The 17,190-nt window shown below is 34.9% G+C and carries 15 protein-coding genes and 1 pseudogene; 8 read left to right on the top strand and 8 right to left on the bottom strand.

Going from position 1 to position 17,190, the window contains the following annotated elements:
• The coding region (locus GFV00_RS09760; RefSeq protein ID WP_255450636.1) for a hypothetical protein at positions 1-286 on the bottom strand (286 nt) is incomplete at its 3' end.
• Positions 287-350: 64 nt separating this feature from the next.
• Between GFV00_RS09760 and GFV00_RS09765 the strand changes: the two genes are divergently transcribed.
• Entirely contained in the window at positions 351-545 is a 195-nt protein-coding gene (locus GFV00_RS09765; RefSeq protein ID WP_255450637.1) for a hypothetical protein, read from the top strand.
• Positions 546-635: 90 nt separating this feature from the next.
• On the top strand, positions 636-896 hold the full coding sequence (locus GFV00_RS09770) for a hypothetical protein (protein WP_255448791.1): 261 nt from the start codon (positions 636-638) through the stop codon (positions 894-896).
• An 8-nt stretch (positions 897-904) separates the two neighbouring features.
• Here the strand turns inward: GFV00_RS09770 and GFV00_RS09880 are convergent.
• Positions 905-1,186, bottom strand: a pseudogene (locus GFV00_RS09880) (PAAR-like protein); the annotation flags it as partial.
• A gap of 605 nt (positions 1,187-1,791) precedes the next feature.
• Here GFV00_RS09880 and thiL point away from each other — a divergent pair.
• The 5 genes from thiL (at position 1,792) to GFV00_RS02965 (ending at position 5,956) form a co-directional block, all read left to right on the top strand.
• Positions 1,792-2,847 (top strand): thiamine-phosphate kinase, encoded by a 1,056-nt coding sequence (gene thiL / locus GFV00_RS02945; RefSeq protein ID WP_160557286.1) that lies wholly within the window; start codon positions 1,792-1,794, stop codon positions 2,845-2,847.
• 106 nt (positions 2,848-2,953) lie between these two features.
• On the top strand, positions 2,954-3,511 hold the full coding sequence (locus tag GFV00_RS02950) for a 30S ribosomal protein S16 (protein ID WP_160557285.1): 558 nt from the start codon (positions 2,954-2,956) through the stop codon (positions 3,509-3,511).
• Between the two features lie 8 nt (positions 3,512-3,519).
• Positions 3,520-4,038 (top strand): ribosome maturation factor RimM, encoded by a 519-nt coding sequence (rimM, locus tag GFV00_RS02955; protein WP_160543366.1) that lies wholly within the window; start codon positions 3,520-3,522, stop codon positions 4,036-4,038.
• Positions 4,039-4,146: 108 nt separating this feature from the next.
• Complete coding sequence (locus tag GFV00_RS02960) at positions 4,147-5,100, top strand: acetyl-CoA carboxylase carboxyltransferase subunit alpha (RefSeq protein ID WP_160557284.1); 954 nt, start codon at positions 4,147-4,149, stop codon at positions 5,098-5,100.
• A gap of 208 nt (positions 5,101-5,308) precedes the next feature.
• Positions 5,309-5,956 (top strand): HD domain-containing protein, encoded by a 648-nt coding sequence (locus GFV00_RS02965; RefSeq protein ID WP_160557283.1) that lies wholly within the window; start codon positions 5,309-5,311, stop codon positions 5,954-5,956.
• 162 nt (positions 5,957-6,118) lie between these two features.
• On the opposite strand, the gene purB is transcribed toward GFV00_RS02965, so the two are convergent.
• The 6 genes from purB to GFV00_RS02995 all read right to left on the bottom strand — a co-directional run bounded on the left by purB (position 6,119) and on the right by GFV00_RS02995 (position 15,376).
• Positions 6,119-7,546: an adenylosuccinate lyase gene (purB, locus tag GFV00_RS02970; protein ID WP_160557282.1), complete on the bottom strand. Its 1,428-nt coding sequence runs from the start codon at positions 7,544-7,546 to the stop codon at positions 6,119-6,121.
• A gap of 265 nt (positions 7,547-7,811) precedes the next feature.
• Positions 7,812-9,176: a HAMP domain-containing sensor histidine kinase gene (locus tag GFV00_RS02975; RefSeq protein ID WP_160557281.1), complete on the bottom strand. Its 1,365-nt coding sequence runs from the start codon at positions 9,174-9,176 to the stop codon at positions 7,812-7,814.
• The gene (locus GFV00_RS02980) at positions 9,176-9,865 is read right to left on the bottom strand and encodes a response regulator transcription factor (protein ID WP_160557280.1); all 690 of its coding nucleotides are present in this window, start codon (positions 9,863-9,865) and stop codon (positions 9,176-9,178) included. The genes GFV00_RS02975 and GFV00_RS02980 overlap by 1 nt, the downstream gene beginning before the upstream one ends.
• A gap of 31 nt (positions 9,866-9,896) precedes the next feature.
• Positions 9,897-12,995: an efflux RND transporter permease subunit gene (locus GFV00_RS02985; protein WP_160557279.1), complete on the bottom strand. Its 3,099-nt coding sequence runs from the start codon at positions 12,993-12,995 to the stop codon at positions 9,897-9,899.
• Between the two features lie 6 nt (positions 12,996-13,001).
• Positions 13,002-14,084 carry an efflux RND transporter periplasmic adaptor subunit gene (locus GFV00_RS02990; RefSeq protein ID WP_160557278.1) on the bottom strand — a complete coding sequence of 361 codons (1,083 nt, stop codon included), beginning with the start codon at positions 14,082-14,084 and terminating at the stop codon, positions 13,002-13,004.
• A 5-nt stretch (positions 14,085-14,089) separates the two neighbouring features.
• A complete protein-coding gene (locus GFV00_RS02995) occupies positions 14,090-15,376 on the bottom strand; it encodes a TolC family protein (protein WP_160557277.1) in 1,287 nt (428 codons plus the stop codon).
• 494 nt (positions 15,377-15,870) lie between these two features.
• Between GFV00_RS02995 and GFV00_RS09675 the strand changes: the two genes are divergently transcribed.
• Positions 15,871-17,175, top strand: coding sequence for a hypothetical protein (locus tag GFV00_RS09675; protein WP_185149978.1), 1,305 nt, complete (start codon positions 15,871-15,873; stop codon positions 17,173-17,175).
• Positions 17,176-17,190: the final 15 nt, after the last annotated feature.

The raw sequence follows: 17,190 nt of genomic DNA on the forward strand, positions 1-17,190 counted from the left end.
CTTTTCGTATCTTGTCGCTTCCCAGGTTTTTTATATTTTCTGCCGATCGGTTTTTTATTTTTACGGTCAACACACGCCGATTAGGCGACGTTCCCATCGGGATAAGATTATGGTCTTCCAATTCTATAACATAAGAGCCGCTATTGCGAAAAGAAGCCAGCAGGCTTCCCGAGAGAACCTGTGCTCCCAAAGGGCTGTTTTTATGATCGGCAGAAAATCCCGGAGCATTGGTATATAAGATCGTTCCGTTCAAATATTTGATGCGCCATCGCATGCCTTGCAACATAAAAAACTTGGTTTTTTCCGAATCGGGAAAGGTATAGCGAGGGGTAAAATAGGCGGGGGTATTTTTGGGAAGTTCCACGATTTTCTCTTTGGAAACCTGCTTTGCGTTGACAACAATTTCCTCGAGTTTGTTTGCTTTGCGATGGATGATTATTTTGGTAGAATCGCCGATGGGAACCTTTCCGTATCCGAAGATGGTGGTCTTGCCTTCAGGTAACTCTTCCAGATTTACTTGGTGTGTGCTTCCGTATTCCAGATAGGTTTTTATTCGGTCTTTTTGAGTATCTCCTTTGTAGTAGGCCCAATTGACCAGGCTGGCATCGTCTTTTTCCCTTACCGTGGCCTGAAGGGTGATTGTTTTAACCGCTCCGCCTATTTCAAAGCACACTTCTCGATGGGAGGGAATCGTTTGCTTGGGAACGCTTGAAGAAACCAAATCTATTTTGCTTACCGAAGGAATGGTATTTCCTAATGAAGCCGCAACCTTCGGACTTATCATAAAAATATCATACGATTCCCTGAGGTGTTTTTTAAAAATTTTAGCCGAGAGTTTGACCCTTTGGCCGTGGTTTTTTATGGTGATTTTCCCCTTATACTTACACTCCCCGTAGGAAGCTTCCGTTAGTGGTTTTTGTTTGCCGAATTCGGCGTTTTGATAATAATCTTTCCATGAAATTTGCGGGGTGCAGGCCGGCTGAGGGCTGCTTCGGTTACACAATCCAAAATTCATGTGGTCTTGGTCATCTTCCAGCCAGGTGGCTATTTTCTTTTGGTTGGCCAGGTACTTGTCATCGTCCTTATGCTTTACTTTTAAAATACATTCGGGAAGGCTTCCTCGGTTGCAGCTTACGCAAGCTCCTTCTACTACTAAGGCTAAATGATCGGGTTTTTTATCGGGCATGGAGTTAGTTTTTTTTAAGGTTGAGTTAGTGGGGGAGTAAAGGAATTAAAAATTTCCTTTACTTTTTTATTTTTTAAGCTTTACAAGCGGAAAAATTCCATAAGAATTAGATTCCGACTTACACTAGATAAACTATACACGAAACAACGAGACGTTATATTCATAAGTTAGGCTTTGTGAAAAATTATTCGGCTAAGATAAAGATTTTTTTATCAGAATTTGTAACTTTTACGGTTATTTTTACTTTAACTTATTGATCATCACAAAGATGCTGTTGGGTTGTCTGAACAAAGTTATGGATTGGTTTCAGGGTTTCTTTGAAAATATGTATGGGCTATCTGTTTGTAGTTTATTGAATTACGGGGATTGGAATGTTGTTATTGTTATGGGTAACCGCCTTAAAAATTAATCTTTGAATCTGTATGGATTTTTTTTCTAAAAAAACTTTATATTATTCAATCCTTGTAAAATATTTTAATTACACTCCTACTATTTAGTAAAAAATCGAAAAAATTACGGATCGCAATACAAATAATAAGGCATATACCCGAAAAAGCCGTAAATTCGAAAATCGAATTCAAAATAAATTAATAGATATCCGCAGTATGCTTGATAATAAGAATCCATATAAAACTTCAATTTCAGAATATGGTGAATTTGGACTGATCGAACATCTTACTCAAAATTTCAAACCCAAACATCCCTCTACTCTACAAGGAGTTGGAGACGATGCCGCCGTGTTGGATCCAAAAGATAAAAAGGTGTTAGTTTCTACCGATATGCTATTGGAAAATATTCATTTCAATTTGGCTTATACCCCTTTAAAACATCTAGGTTATAAGTCAGTAGTTATCGGACTCAGCGATTTGGTTGCCATGAACGCCGTTCCGGAACAAATACTGATTTCCATAGCCGTTTCTAATCGTTTTCCGGTAGAAGCATTGGAAGAAATATATACCGGAATTCACCTGGCGTGTAAACACTACTCTATAGATTTAGTCGGAGGAGATACCACTTCATCCAACCTGGGATTGGTAATAAATATTTCTACCGTGGGTTATGCTCATAAAGACGAGATTGTCTACCGAAAAGGAGCAAAACCCAATGACCTTTTGGTTGTCAGCGGTGATTTGGGCGGTGCTTACTTCGGATTACAAGTATTGGAACGTGAAAATTCTGTTTTTAAAGTAAACCCAAACCTTCAACCGGATTTATCGGGGTATACTTATATTTTGGAAAGGCAATTAAAACCTGAAGCACGTACGGAAATTAAAGCGTTACTTAAAGAAATGAACGTACATCCTACTTCTATGATCGATATTTCCGACGGGTTGGCCTCTGAAATCATTCATCTTTCCCAACAAAGTAACGTTGGCTTCTCCATTTATGAAGAAAAAATCCCGATGGACAGCCAGGTAATTACCACGGCGGAAGAATTCGGTATCAATCCCGTAACAGGGGTACTAAACGGAGGAGAAGATTATGAAATTTTATTTACCATCCCTATTGAAGATCATGATAAGATCAAACATAATCCTAACTTCACCATTATCGGTCATGCTACCGAAACGGTTGAAAATGTTTTGATAACCAAAGGAAATACACAGCGCATTCCGTTGAATGCTCAAGGCTGGGATGCTCATTTTTCCAAGAAAAACTAAGAGTATAAAACATTAATTTGTATACAAAAATTTGCAGCAATAGTAAAACAAGTAGTATATTTGCAAACTTAACTAATAACGGGACGGGATCCCAAAATAAAAAATTATGGCAGTAAAAATTAGATTACAAAGACACGGTAAAAAAGGAAAACCGGTTTTTCACATTGTTGTAGCAGATTCTAGAGCTAAAAGAGATGGTAAAAACATCGAAAAATTAGGAATTTACGTTCCTACTACCAACCCTGCAACCATTGAATTAAATGTTGACAGAGCAGTGAACTGGTTAGAAAAAGGAGCTCAACCATCAGATACAGCAAAATCTATCCTTTCTTACAAAGGTGCTTTATTAAAAAAGCATTTGAACGGAGGGGTTAAAAAAGGAGCTTTTTCGGCTGAAGAAGCAGAGAAAAAATTCCAAGCTTGGTTGGAAGACAAAGAAAAAGCTATTCAAGCGAAAAAAGACAAATTGGCCTCTTCTAAGCAACAAGCGAAAAAAGAAAAGCTTGAAGCTGAAAGAAAAGTAAATGAAAGCCGTATCGCTGCTCAACAAAAAGCAGAAGAAGCAGAAGCTAATGATGCAGAGGAAGTAGTAGAAGCAATCATCGCAGAAGATGAAGCAGCTACTGATGCTCAGGCTGAAATTAATGAAGAACCTAAAGCCTAATTAGATTCATGCAATTGGAAGATTGTTACTACCTAGGCACAATCACTAAAACTCATGGTCTGAAAGGTCATCTGATTGTTAAACTAGACACAGATGAACCGGAGGCTTACAATAATTTGGAATCGGTATTTATTAATATCAATGAAATGCCGGTTCCTTTTTTTCTAAATGAATGTCAACTCTATAATAAAGATTCATTACGTGTAAAATTTGAAGATACTTCTATCAATTCACAAGACTTAATAGGGACGCAGCTGTACCTTCCTTTAAATACATTACCTAAATTAAAAGGAAAACAATTTTATTATCATGAAGTTATACACTTTTCTTTAGTAGACGAAAACCTACAAAAGATTGGAGAAATTACTGAAATAAATGATAACAGCGCACAAGCTCTTTTTATTATAAAACTATCGAAAAATGATAAATTTATTTACATTCCTATTATTAATGATTGGATTATTGAAGTAAACAGAAATGATCATTACATTTCAATGACTTTACCTGAAGGAATTTTGGATTTATAATTCATTGGAAATTTATTTTTGAAAATACCATTTCTAAGTAGTTTCAAAAATGAGAATTTAATTTGATTTATTTAAAAGTTAGTATATTTAGTCACTAATACTCATAAAATGGAATATTTAGATTTTGAATTGCCTATAAAAGAATTAGAAGACCAGCTTAAAAAATGGATCGAGCTTGGTAATGAAAGTGGAGTAGATATCAATTCTACTTGCAAAGAAATCGAAAAGAAAATCGAACAAACCAAACATCAAATATACGATAACCTTACCCCTTGGCAAACCGTACAATTATCCAGACATCCCTCTCGTCCTTATTCGTTAGACTATTGCAGTGCCATCACTGATAATACGTTTATTGAATTACACGGAGACCGCAACTATGGCGATGATAAAGCCATGATTGGAGGATTGGGAAGAATTGACGGTAAAACTTTTATGATTATCGGTCAACAAAAAGGTAAAAATACCAAAGAAAGACAATACCGTCGTTTTGGTATGCCCAATCCTGATGGCTACCGAAAAGCGTTACGCTTGATGAGAGTTGCTGAAAAGTTTAACATTCCTATTCTAACCTTAATAGACACTCCGGGAGCCTATCCGGGACTTGATGCCGAAGAAAGAGGACAAGGAGAAGCCATCGCGTATAACATCGCTCAGATGTGCCAAATTAAAGTTCCGATTATTTGCGTAGTTATTGGTGAAGGTGCCAGTGGCGGTGCGTTGGGAATCGGTGTAGGAAATAAGGTTTACATGATGGAAAATACTTGGTATTCCGTAATTTCCCCGGAAAGTTGTTCCTCAATTTTATTCAGAAGCTGGGAATACAAAGAAGTTGCTGCCGAAAATCTTCGTTTAACTCCTAAAAATTCTTTGGAATTAGGCATTATTGACGGAATAATTAAGGAGCCGCTTGGCGGTGCTCATTACAACCCGGAAGGAGCTTTTATGTCTTTAAAAAATCAAGTTTTAGAGGCCTATAATGAGCTTTCTAAAATGTCTCCTGATGAGTTGGTGGAACACAGACAAAATAAATTTATAAATATGGGTGTATATAGCGAATAGTTATCTACATACATTTTCCATATTAAAAATAATACAAGCCCCTCTTTTTAAAGGGGCTTTTTTCTTTTTTATTTTTCATTTCAATACTTTCAATTGAAGTGGAAAAGTCCTATTCAATATCTTTATACCTCTCTAATATAATAAAAGGGCTGTTAAATTTTTGAACTTATATTTACCTATAATTTTTATTAAAATTCTATATTTAAGCATGGAATTAGACCAATCAATATTAATCATTAGTGGTTATATAAAAAATAAACATTCTTCGGATAAAAGTGGACATGATTATTGGCATATTGAGCGAGTAGTAACCAACGCCCAAAATATTCTCCTTCACGAAAAGGCTGATCGTTCTAAAGTTTTATTGGCAGCCTGGCTTCACGATGTCGGAGATTATAAACTCCATAATGGAACGGACCGTACTGAAGAACTTGTATTTCCATTACTGTCTTCTTTATCATATTCGAAAAGTTTCGTTGAAGATATCATTAAGATTATTAACGAAGTTTCGTATAAGGGCGGACATAATCTCCCTCCTACTTCACTTGAAGCAAAAATTGTTCAGGATGCCGATCGATTGGATGCAATAGGTGCTGTAGGAATAGCCCGAGCATTTGCTTATGGTGGTACCAAAGGTCGAGAATTGTTTGATCCGAACGAAAAACCGACCGAATATACGGAAAGTACTTCTTATCAAAAAAGTACCTCATGTACGATCAATCATTTTTATGAAAAGCTATTGAAGCTGAAAGACTTGATGAATACCAATATTGCTAAAGAAATGGCTGAAGAAAGGCATTTATTTATGCTGAAATTTTTGGAAGAATTTTATAAAGAAATCGGATACCCTAGATAAAAAAACCGAATTAAAAATAAACTCTATACTGAAAACCACCGGGCACGAAGATCGTTACTTTGCCATATAATCGGCGAATAGAATAAATATTTAGTTTATGTTTAGTTTAAATTAGTTTAAACAATCAGAACTGCCACAGTGGTTATTTCAGTATATATATTTTTAGACTCTAAGATCGGAATTTATTCCTAGTAGATGTTCATATTTTAGTAAAATAGGATTTACTTCCTGATCTAAAAACTCTTCTGTTTGTTCCGGAGCAAAGCCAATAAAATTGGATGGATTGATCAATTTCATCAATTTTTCTTTGTCAATATTTATTTTTTCATCCTTGATAATTCGCTCGATTAAATCATTCGGCTTTCCTTCCATTTTTACTTTCTTGGCTGCTTCCATAGAATGTTGACGAATGATTTCATGAAGTTCCTGTCGGTCTCCTCCGTTTTTAACTCCTTCCATAATGATGTATTCGGTTGCCATAAAGGGCAGTTCTTCATTAATATGCTTTTCAATCATTTTAGGATATACGACCAATCCGTCCAGGATATTATTCCAGATTAATAAGATGGCATCTATGGCTAAAAATGCTTGAGGTATGCTCAATCTTTTATTTGCGGAATCGTCTAATGTTCTTTCAAACCATTGAGTGGACGCAACCATTGCTGGAGAAGTTGCTAAAGAGATCACGAATTTAGCTAATGAAGCAATTCTTTCAGATCGCATCGGATTACGCTTATAAGCCATGGCGCTGGAACCTATCTGATTCTTTTCAAACGGTTCTTCTATTTCTTTTAAGCTTTGCAACAAACGCAAATCATTCGTAAACTTATGTGCAGATTGTGCAATATTGGAAAGTACTTCTAGTGCCTGAGCATCTATCTTTCGGTCATAGGTTTGTCCACTTACTTTAAAAACTTTTTTAAAGCCGAAACGTTCTGATAATTTCCGGTCCAATTCTTTGACTTTTGAAAAGTCCCCGTCAAACAATTCTTTAAAACTGGCAGCCGTTCCGGTAGTACCTTTTACACCTCTGAAACGCAATGTTTCCAAACGATATTCTAAATCTTCCAAATCTAATAAAACCGATTGCAGCCAAAGAGTAGCTCGTTTACCAATCGTTGTTAATTGTGCCGGTTGAAAATGAGTAAACCCTAAGGTAGGATGGTCTTTATACTTAAGTGCAAACGAATGCAATCCTTTAATAACATTAATCAATTTTATCTTCACCAGTTCGAAACCGTCACGTATTTGGATAAGATCCGTATTATCCCCTACAAAGGCAGAAGTTGCCCCTAAATGAATAATGGGACGTGCTGCCGGTGCTGCATCTCCATATGCATGTACATGGGCCATAACATCATGACGAAATTTTTTTTCGTATTCGTCTGCTTTCTTAAAATCTATTTTCGATACTTGCTCTCTAAGCTCTTTTATTTGCTCGTCCGAAATATCTAAACCAAGCTCTTTTTGTATTTCTGCCAGGGCTAACCATAATTTTCTCCAAGTAGTAAATTTTTTTTCAGGAGAAAAATTGTACAACATTTCATCACTGCAATAGCGGCTTTCCAACGGATTTTGATACGTATTCATTTTATCTTCTTGGTTATATGGATTAAATCAGCTCAAAAATAAGGATTTAATTAAGATGCTCCTTTAAAAATTTTAAATTATAAAAGTTTACTAACTCACATTGTTTTTTGTAATTATTAAAAATATCTTTTTTGGAAAGATTCTATTGTTAAAAAATGAAAAGGTGAATTACTTAAAATTCACCTTTTCCAGCTAAGTGAATTAGTATTTAATTGATACTAATTTTACTTAACAATAAACAGCTAAAACAAATATGAGTGTAAATTTACTCCTGATTCATGCCGAAAAAAGTTAAGGTAATTTTAGTTCCTTTGTTTTCTTCGGATTCTATGGTATATTCTATATGGTTTTTTTCTAAAATACGAAGGGCAATGGAAAGCCCTATCCCCGATCCAGATACTTTTTCAGCATTTGGGGCTCGATAAAACGGACGACTTATTTGGCTTAATTGCATTTTGGGAATTCCAATCCCATGATCTTGTATCAAAAGATGTAATTTTCCTTCACGTTCATACAGTTGAATGCGTACTAATTTTCTTTGTGAGAATTTAACGGCATTTTCAATTAAATTGAATAAGGCTATAAATAATTGCGTTTTATCTATATTAATGTAAAGCAACTCTATATTTTCCGAAGTAACATCTAAAGTATAATCTATGATCTCACTACAATCGGAATATTTATCTGAAACCCGTTTAATAATTTCAAATATGAGTTCGTCAATACGTATTTGTTCTGAAATGTCTGTATTTTTTCGCAAATCGGAAACAATGAGCAAAATATCTAATATTTCTTGAAGCCGGTCTATTTCCTCCATCAATGTTTGGGCTAAGGCTTGATATTCTTCAGGTGAACGGTTTTTCATGGAAAATACCTCCAAATTTCCTTGAATCGCTGCCAAAGGTGTCTTGAATTCGTGGGAGACATAGCTCACAAAATTTTGTTGTATTTTAATTGAATCGGAAATTTTTTTTAGCAATTCATTAAAGGTTTCAGTTAGATCGTACAATTCGTCTTTAACTGTATTTCGGCTCGTCTTCAATTCCATGGAATCACCCGGAGTCATTTGTTTTACTTGATTGATTGCTTCTCTTATGGGACGATAGGCTATATGGGCTATCCAACGGTTTAGCAATATGGTAGCCAATAACCCGAAAATAAAGGCGGATACTAATATTCCAATAAGGGGATTGATGTATTGATACACATCCTGTTTATTTTCCTTTGCAATGATTACGAAATTGCCTTCGTTGTCATTATAATACATTCCATAACATAAAAAGTTATCGGTGGTAAAGGACAATTTCTTTTGATAGCGTATTTCATTAATTACCGATTCGGGAACATCTTGTATATTTCCATATTTTAATTGATTCAGATCGTCGTAAATTTCAAAGTAGGGATTGTTTATTTTTTCGTATTGCTTTTTTATTTTTTGAAATTCTTTTGCGCTTATTTCATCTTCTTCAAAAAAGTAATAGCCGATAATTTGAGCAGTCTTTTGTAAATTCCTGTAAACGGAGTTTTCAATGCTCCTTTTGTAGAAGCTGAATATCAGAAGCGCTACGGCAATAAAGACAATTCCCCAAAAACCGGAGCTTAGTAAACTTAATCTTGTCTGTATTTTCATTATTCAGCTAATAAAGATTTAATACGATATCCCCTTCCTTTTATGGTTTCTATGATTTTTGTTTCAAACTCGCCATCAATTTTATTTCGTAAATAAGAAATATATACTTCTACTATATTGGTGTTTATATCATGGTTAATTCCCCATACACTGGTTAGAATTTGGGTTCTTGAAACAACTTTATTTTTATTTTCCATTAAGAATTTTAATAATTTAAATTCAAGATGGGTTAGAACTATTTCTGTATCTCCTCTTAGAATTTTATGCTCATCCAAATACATTTTTAAATCTCCGCATACCAATACATTGGAAGAAGAATCATAATTCATTTTCCTTCTTCTGTCCAATGCATGAATTCGTGCTACCAGTTCTTTAAAATGAAAAGGCTTAGTTAGATAATCATCGGCACCGTAACTAAGGGCTTTTACTTTATCATCGGGATCTCCTAAAGCACTGATTACTAAAACAGGAGTGGTTATTTTTTTATAGCGGATATATTGCAACAACTCCATTCCGTCAATATCAGGCAGCATAATATCCAATAAGATCATATTCCAATTGGTATCATTTAAACGACTTCTTGCATCCACACCATTCTCAACCAAAGTGACTGAAAAACCGCTTTCTTCTAATCCTTTGATCATGAACTCACTGATTTTTTTATTATCTTCTACCAATAACAACTCCATATTTTACTTTTTGCTTTATAAAGTTACTATTTTATGATTTAATTTTTCTTTTCTTGCGGTAAGCAAAATAAAAAACTTGCGGTAAAATAGTAAAAGATAAAAGCATACAAGTGATTATACCCCCAACAATCATAATTGCCAAAGGCTTTTGAACTTCAGAACCCATTCCATCGGACATGGCGGCCGGTAATAATCCCATCGATCCCATAAGGGCTATCATCAACACCGGACGTATCCTGCTTTTAACTGCACTATCTATGGCTAATCTTAAATTTCCGGTTGAATTCATCTTTTTCTTCATCAATGCAATCAACAAAATGCTGTCAATAGCGGTAATTCCAAAGAGTATAATAAATCCTATTCCTGCAGAAATTCCAAAAGTGGTACCGGTTATCCACAGGGAAATAAAACCACCGATAAAGGCATAAGGCATGGCGCTTGCTGCAATTAAAGTGTCTTTGATGGTACTAAAATTCATATAGAGTAAAAATAAGATCAATAATAAGGCACAAGGAACAATAATCATCAATCGTTGTGTTGCTCTTTGTTGGCTTTCAAATTCTCCTGCCCAAACCATGCGATTTCCTCGTCCTAGTTTGACCTCTTTATTTACTTTTTCTTGGGCTTCTTTGATAGTAGACCCTAAATCACGGTCGCGAACACTAAACCCAACTCCGATGTACCTGCTGCTTCCATCTCGATAGATAAACGTCGGACCGGTTACAAATTTGATATCGGCAATTTCTTTTAACGGAACATGCTTTCCATCCATGGTTGGTATTAAAATTTCCCCGATCTTATCTTCATTATCTCTGTATTCTTTTTGAAATCGTACTCTGACATCAAATATTTTTTCGCCTTCATAAAACTGGGTGGCAGCTTTACCTCCTATTGCCATTTCCACTACTGCCTGAGCATCTGCCATGGACACCGCATAACGGGCCATGCGATCTTCGGATAAACGGATTTGTAATTCAGGTAAACCGATGCTTCGGAACACATTCACATCTTCTACTCCTTTCACTTTTTGTATGATAGAAGCTGCATGATCTGCCATTTGTTCCAACTTTTGTAGATCATCTCCGTATATTTTAATTACTAAGGAACTTTTTACTCCTGCTACATATTCTTCTACATTATCCTGTATGGGTTGGCTAAAGCCGAAAACTGTTCCGGGATAAATATCTAAAGAATCTTTCATTTCTCGGATAAGCTCTTCTTTTTTAACTTTTTTCTTCCATTGATTTTCCGGCTTCAACTGGGCATGGAATTCTATGTTAAAAAACCCGGTTGGATCTGTTCCGTCATTCGGACGTCCGGTCTGTGACAATACAAATTGTACTTCATCAAAACTCCTCAACTTCTTTTTCATTTGCTGAGTGATTTTTACTGATTCATCCAAATTAATGCTGTTAGGTAAGGTAGCACGTATATAAATTGCTCCTTCGTTCATACTGGGTATAAATTCCGTACCCCAAAAACTAAATCTTGCGATGCAAAGTACTAACAGTATACAGAAGGTTATAATACTTCCTTTACGATGTCGGGATGCAAATAGATATATTTTATATAAATGGGAGGAAAAGAATTTGCTGATTGCATTTGATTTTTCTTTAACCGGTTTGGTAAGCAAAATTTTACACATAACCGGCACATAGGTAAGAGATAAAATTAATGATCCCATTAATGCATATCCTAAAGTAAATGCCAACGGTGAAAACATTTTACCTTCCACTTTTTGAAATGAAAAGATAGGAAATAAGGCAACGACCAAAATAATCTGAGCAAAAAATATGTGAGAAGCAACTCCTCCGGCACTTTTTTTAATTAATCCCCCTTTAGACGATTTTATAAATCGTTCTACTCCCAACTCTTCCGTTCTCTTTACCATCGAGACAAATATAATTTCAACAATAACCAATGTTCCCTCAAGCAACAATCCAAAGTCTAGCGCTCCCATTGAAATAAGGTTCGCCGGAAGTCCTTGTATTCGAAGCATAATAATGGCAAATAAGAAAGAAAGCGGGATAACCGTAGCCACAATCAAGGTGGTTCTCCAGTTAAACAGGAAAATAAATACTACAATGGAAACCAACACAATACCCTCGATCAGGTTTTTCATTACGGTATGGACAGTAGCATCTACTAGGGTTGTTCGATCTAAAAAAGGTACGATTTTTACGTTTTCTGGTAATATACGATCATTTAAATCAGCTATTTTAACCTTTAAATTTTTAATCACGTCTCCCGGATTTTGTCCTCTCAGCATTACCACAATTCCCTGTACAACATCATCTCTATCATCCAACCCTACTTGTCCCAAACGTGGTTTTGAAGAAACAGAAACGTTGGCAACTTGTTTTACACGTATAGGAGTGCTACCTTTTACTTCAATAAGTATATTTTCAATGTCTTTGATATTGTCCAGTAAGCCAACTCCGCGTACTACATAGGCTTGACTTCCTTTTTGTATGACATCTCCGCCTACATTTATATTACTCTTTGAAATAGCTTCGTAAACCTCCAAAGGTGAAAGTCCGTAATTTGCTAATTCTGTAGGATTTACTTTTATTTCATAGCATTTTTCTTCTCCACCGAAACTTACAATACTGGCTACTCCGGGAACCGATAAGAGCTCACGCTCTACAACCCATTCGTTAAGAGCAGATATTTCGCGAACAGGAAGGTCACTTTTAATAGTATAACGGTATATTTCACCGGTAGCACCGGAAGGCGGTTCTATAGATGGATCGGCTCCTTCCGGAAGATCCATATCCTGCATACGATTTGAAGCATATTGCTGAGCAAAGAAATCATCTACTCCATCTTCAAAAATTACGGTTACCACCGAAAGACCAAAGAGAGAAGTAGAGCGTACTTCCGTTTTTCTGGGAATGGTATTCATTTCCTTCATTATAGGAAGAGTAACAAATTTTTCAATTTCTTCCGCACTTCTTCCCGGCCATTGAGTTATAATTCGTACTCTTGTGTTGGTTACGTCGGGATAGGCCTCAATAGGTGTGTTTAGATAACATACAATTCCGCCGATAAATAAGAGTACGCTAAGAAATAGTATTAGTATGTGATTCCTTAATGAAAAGGCAATACATTTTTCAACAAACTTATGCATGTTTTGTTATTTGTTTTTTAAAGCTGAATAAATTAGTAATTGATTGTTAACCACTACATTTTCTCCTTCGGAAAGACCGGAAAGGATATATGCGGTTTCTTCGTTGTGACCTTGAAGTTGAACTTCTTTAACTTTGAAATTTTCTTTGGATTCTTCAACGATTACATAGTATTTATCGTCATCGAAAATGAGTGCGTTTACCGGAATTGACACATGGGTATTTTCTGTATTGTTTTTTAGTTTGATGGTCATGGACATTTCGGGCTTAAATTTCAAATCTGCATTTTCCATAACTATTCTTGCTTTCAAAACTCTTTCTTCAGAATCAAAAACTTGAGAAATGGATTGTATGGTTCCGTGAAATATTTCACCCGGATAGGATAAAGAACTCATTTCTACGGGCATTCCTACTTTTACAAATTGTAAATTACTCGCGTATACATTGGCTATCACCCATACTTTACTTAGGTCTGCAACCGTAAATATAGGCTCAGCATCCGGAGATATAGTGCTGCCTGATGTTATATTTTTGTTGATAATATACCCGGTCATAGGAGAAACGATGGAAGAGCTGCCGCTTCCGTTGGATCCTACCACAGACATATCCGTATGTACCCTTGCTAATGAGGCCTCAGCTTGTTTAACTTTAGCTCTTGCTTCAACCAATTCGCTTTCGGATAGCATGTTGTCTTTATACATGGATTCCGCACTTTTTAGTTCTCTTCTAGCGACTTCCAATTCAGATTGTAACCCGGATTTTTCGGAATGTAAAGAATTTACTTCTAAACTTCGAACATTTGCCAATACTTGTCCTTGTTTTACTTGGTCTCCTAATGAAAAATAGGTTTTTGTTACCACCCCATTAATTAATGGAACATAATTAACGATCTTATCCGGATCATATTCTACTTTACCTGTAAGTGTTAACTCTTCTTCTTGTGGCTTTAATTCCGCTTTTATGGTTTTTACATGTTTAAAAAACGACCGGTTTATTGCAGCTTCTTCCTGAGTTTTTGATTGGTTGTCTTTTACATTAGTGCAGGATAGGGCAAGTGCCAGAACGGAAAGTATGTATATATTTTTTTTCATGAGATTTATCTTATTTCTTTTCCAACAGTATATTGTAACTCTTCAAATTGTGTATAAAGATTTTTTTGGGTATTTAATAGGGTCTCTTTATTGGTTTTATAGGCATCCATGAAATCTATAAATTCCAACATGCTAATGTTTCTTTTCATCAGGTTTCTGGTATAAGCATCTAACATATAGTCCAAATCTTCGGAAATATTTTCTTTTTGTATATCTTTAAACAGGTGGTAGGTGTCGGAATAGTTAGTATAAGCTTCAGTAATTTCATGCTGTGCGGTAGTTACTACTTGTTTTGCTTGATATTTGCTTTGCTCTTTGTTAACTTGAGCTAACTTTATATTTCCTTGATTTCTATTGAAAAAGGGCAAATCAAAGCTTACGCCGAACCCTATAAAATCTTTCCATGGGGCACTTATACGATCATAATTGACAGCAAAGGTTAAATCAGGAACTTTTTGTGCTTTTTCATATAATAAATCTTTATCAAAATACTCAATTTGAAGGTTAGCAATTTTAATATCAGGTCTGCTTTCAGATGCCTCTTCTAAAATCTTAGGTAATAAGATATCATCCGGATTTTTTACTTCATTGTCTCCTTCGAGTATTTCAACAGTATTCAGGGGAGGAATATTCAATAAAGATTTTATAATTTTCTGTTGTTCGTTATAATTATTTTTAACCTCATATATTTCTCCACTAAGCTCTAGTTGTGAGGATTGCAAACGAATTAAATCTTTTTTTGCTATATTTCCTTCGGCAACCTGATTTTTGTAGGCCGTAATCAGCTTTGAAAGCGCTTCTTGCTGGTGATTTAATATTTTTTGATAGGATTGTAAATAGATAAGCTCTTGCAGCGATTTTCGTACTTCTAGTTTTAAGCCCCGTAATGTCTCCTCAAATTCCTGAACAGCGATTTCTTTTGATACCTTTTCTCTATTTATTAGTTTACCTCTTTTTCTGGCTGTTTTAACCATTTGGCTAAGTTCCATCGTAAACTCCGTATTTTTAGCAAACTTTCCAAAGAGTGCCGGAATTTGCTCTTGTTCTCGTTGAGATTTCGTACTCCATAAATTAACATCACCTAACGAAAAGTTAGGATTGTCCCAGAGTTTTGCTTGTACAACAGCAGCTTCGGCAGCATCTATATTCATTTTTTCTGCCAACAGCTGTAAATTTTGTTTGAGAAACAAACCTTCTGCTTGTTCCTTGGTTAATTGAATTACTTCTGCTTTTTGTGCAAAAACCATACTTGTAAAGAAGGTACAAACCAGTAAAGAAACGTATTTACGCATTATATAAGCATTATTTTTTGTCTTAAGACAAATTTATTTACCTAATATTAGAGTGCTATTTGACCCAAGTTATTTTTATATTAAAGGAACATTAGAATTATATTAGAAAAACTGTACATCTTCAAATAGTATATTTTATATTCTTGTTAGAGATATATATAATTATTAAAACATAATATATAAGTCATACTATTTTATAAATAGAAGGGGTGTGAATTTCGACTAGAAAAATATAGTAAATTATAATAACTTCCAATTATTTTAAAATATTATATAATTATTAAAATTATTATAATAAATATAAAATAAATATTTACATTTGTATTCAATATTATTATAACACATAGATACTACTTTCACTAAAAAACTTATGTAAACGTTTTTTGACAACATACTATCGAAAAAATTTTAAAGCTTGAAATTATTTAATTAAATACTTAATATACTTTTAAATACATATTAATAAAACACAAATCATTAAATGAATCTTATTTATGAAAACTAAATTTATTTTTTTAGGGATGTTATCAATTCCCATACTAGCATTAAGCCAAGTTGGCGTAAATACTAATAATCCACAAGGGATCTTTCATGTTGACGGCGCGAAAGATAATCCGGCCTCTGGTTCCTCTACCCCGTTTCAAGATGCGAACGATTTTATTGTTACTTCAGATGGTAGTGTGGGTATTGGTACTACTTCTCCCGATGCTTCTTCCATCTTGGAATTAAATGTAGACGGACTTAATTCCGGCAGTAAAAAAGGGTTTCTAGGACCTAAAGTGTCTTTAACTTCAAATTCTGATACTTTAACTATTCCTAACCCTGCCAAAGGATTATTAGTATATAATTTGGGTGATAACCCCAATTTTAAATATAATGGATACATTTACTGGAGTGGAACAGATTGGAGAACTTTAGCCGGGAATCCGTTGGTTCCAGGTTCCATTCAAAATTTAACGTGTAATGCAGTAATGGCTTATCCAAGTTTTTATAGTAGCGGAACTCCCTATTCAGGAATTATGACTATACCATATACCGGAGGAGACGGAGGTTTTTTTCCTGAACAAACTATAGGTCCTGTTAATGGCCTCACAGCAAGAATTGAAACTGGTCAATTTAGTATTGGTAATGGTACCTTGAAATACTATGTAACCGGAACTCCTACGGTAAGCACTCCTGATATTACTACATTTAACATTAATATTGCCGGAAAAAATTGTGCAGCTAAAATCGGTGAGGGTGAAGGTATAGCTCCCGGTGAACACATTTACTATAAATCCCCTGGTGTACCAGGAGATATTGGTGAAAATGTTGTAGGTAATCTGACTACCGGTACTGTTGATAATTATTGGTTAAGTTATTATGCTAAAGATCTACCCGTAATTGGTGGAAAATTAAGACTAGATGCATATTTTTCAAAGGGTATTAACGGCTCAAGTTATGCGGTTACTTATAATCCAAGATTAGTAAACATAAGTTCATCTCCAGTGAAATTATGGTTTGCTGCCATTGCTACTATTAACAACAAAAGTAGCTCTAACATAGTAATAAAACCTAATGGGTTTGTTAATTTGGATGATGGTTTATTTGATTCTGTAGGCGAAAATATGGTGATGAGTGAAGGTGGTACTCAGGTTATTGCCAGTTTGGTTACGGTAAATGAAATCATTACCATTGATGTTGCTCTTGATGATAAATGGTATAGAATTTATTATTATGGTTATATTGATAATATGGACACTAAAGATTTTTCGGATAACCAAAGAGTATTTTTTATTTCAGTTCAAAGATTATATTAAATTATATATATTGAA

The organism is Apibacter sp. B3935 (assembly GCF_009827705.1).
Taxonomy (GTDB): Bacteria; Bacteroidota; Bacteroidia; order Flavobacteriales; family Weeksellaceae; genus Apibacter.

Bases quoted from the DNA above. Each gene is read 5' to 3' on its own strand.
- GFV00_RS02985 (WP_160557279.1), bottom strand. From the start codon at position 12,995: ATGCATAAGTTTGTTGAAAAATGTATTGCCTTTTCATTAAGGAATCAC.
- GFV00_RS02960 (WP_160557284.1), top strand. From the start codon at position 4,147: ATGGAATATTTAGATTTTGAATTGCCTATAAAAGAATTAGAAGACCAG.
- thiL (WP_160557286.1), top strand. From the start codon at position 1,792: ATGCTTGATAATAAGAATCCATATAAAACTTCAATTTCAGAATATGGT.
- GFV00_RS02965 (WP_160557283.1), top strand. From the start codon at position 5,309: ATGGAATTAGACCAATCAATATTAATCATTAGTGGTTATATAAAAAAT.
- rimM (WP_160543366.1), top strand. From the start codon at position 3,520: ATGCAATTGGAAGATTGTTACTACCTAGGCACAATCACTAAAACTCAT.
- GFV00_RS02980 (WP_160557280.1), bottom strand. From the start codon at position 9,865: ATGGAGTTGTTATTGGTAGAAGATAATAAAAAAATCAGTGAGTTCATG.
- GFV00_RS02975 (WP_160557281.1), bottom strand. From the start codon at position 9,176: ATGAAAATACAGACAAGATTAAGTTTACTAAGCTCCGGTTTTTGGGGA.
- GFV00_RS02995 (WP_160557277.1), bottom strand. From the start codon at position 15,376: ATGCGTAAATACGTTTCTTTACTGGTTTGTACCTTCTTTACAAGTATG.
- GFV00_RS02990 (WP_160557278.1), bottom strand. From the start codon at position 14,084: ATGAAAAAAAATATATACATACTTTCCGTTCTGGCACTTGCCCTATCC.
- GFV00_RS02950 (WP_160557285.1), top strand. From the start codon at position 2,954: ATGGCAGTAAAAATTAGATTACAAAGACACGGTAAAAAAGGAAAACCG.
- GFV00_RS09675 (WP_185149978.1), top strand. From the start codon at position 15,871: ATGAAAACTAAATTTATTTTTTTAGGGATGTTATCAATTCCCATACTA.
- purB (WP_160557282.1), bottom strand. From the start codon at position 7,546: ATGAATACGTATCAAAATCCGTTGGAAAGCCGCTATTGCAGTGATGAA.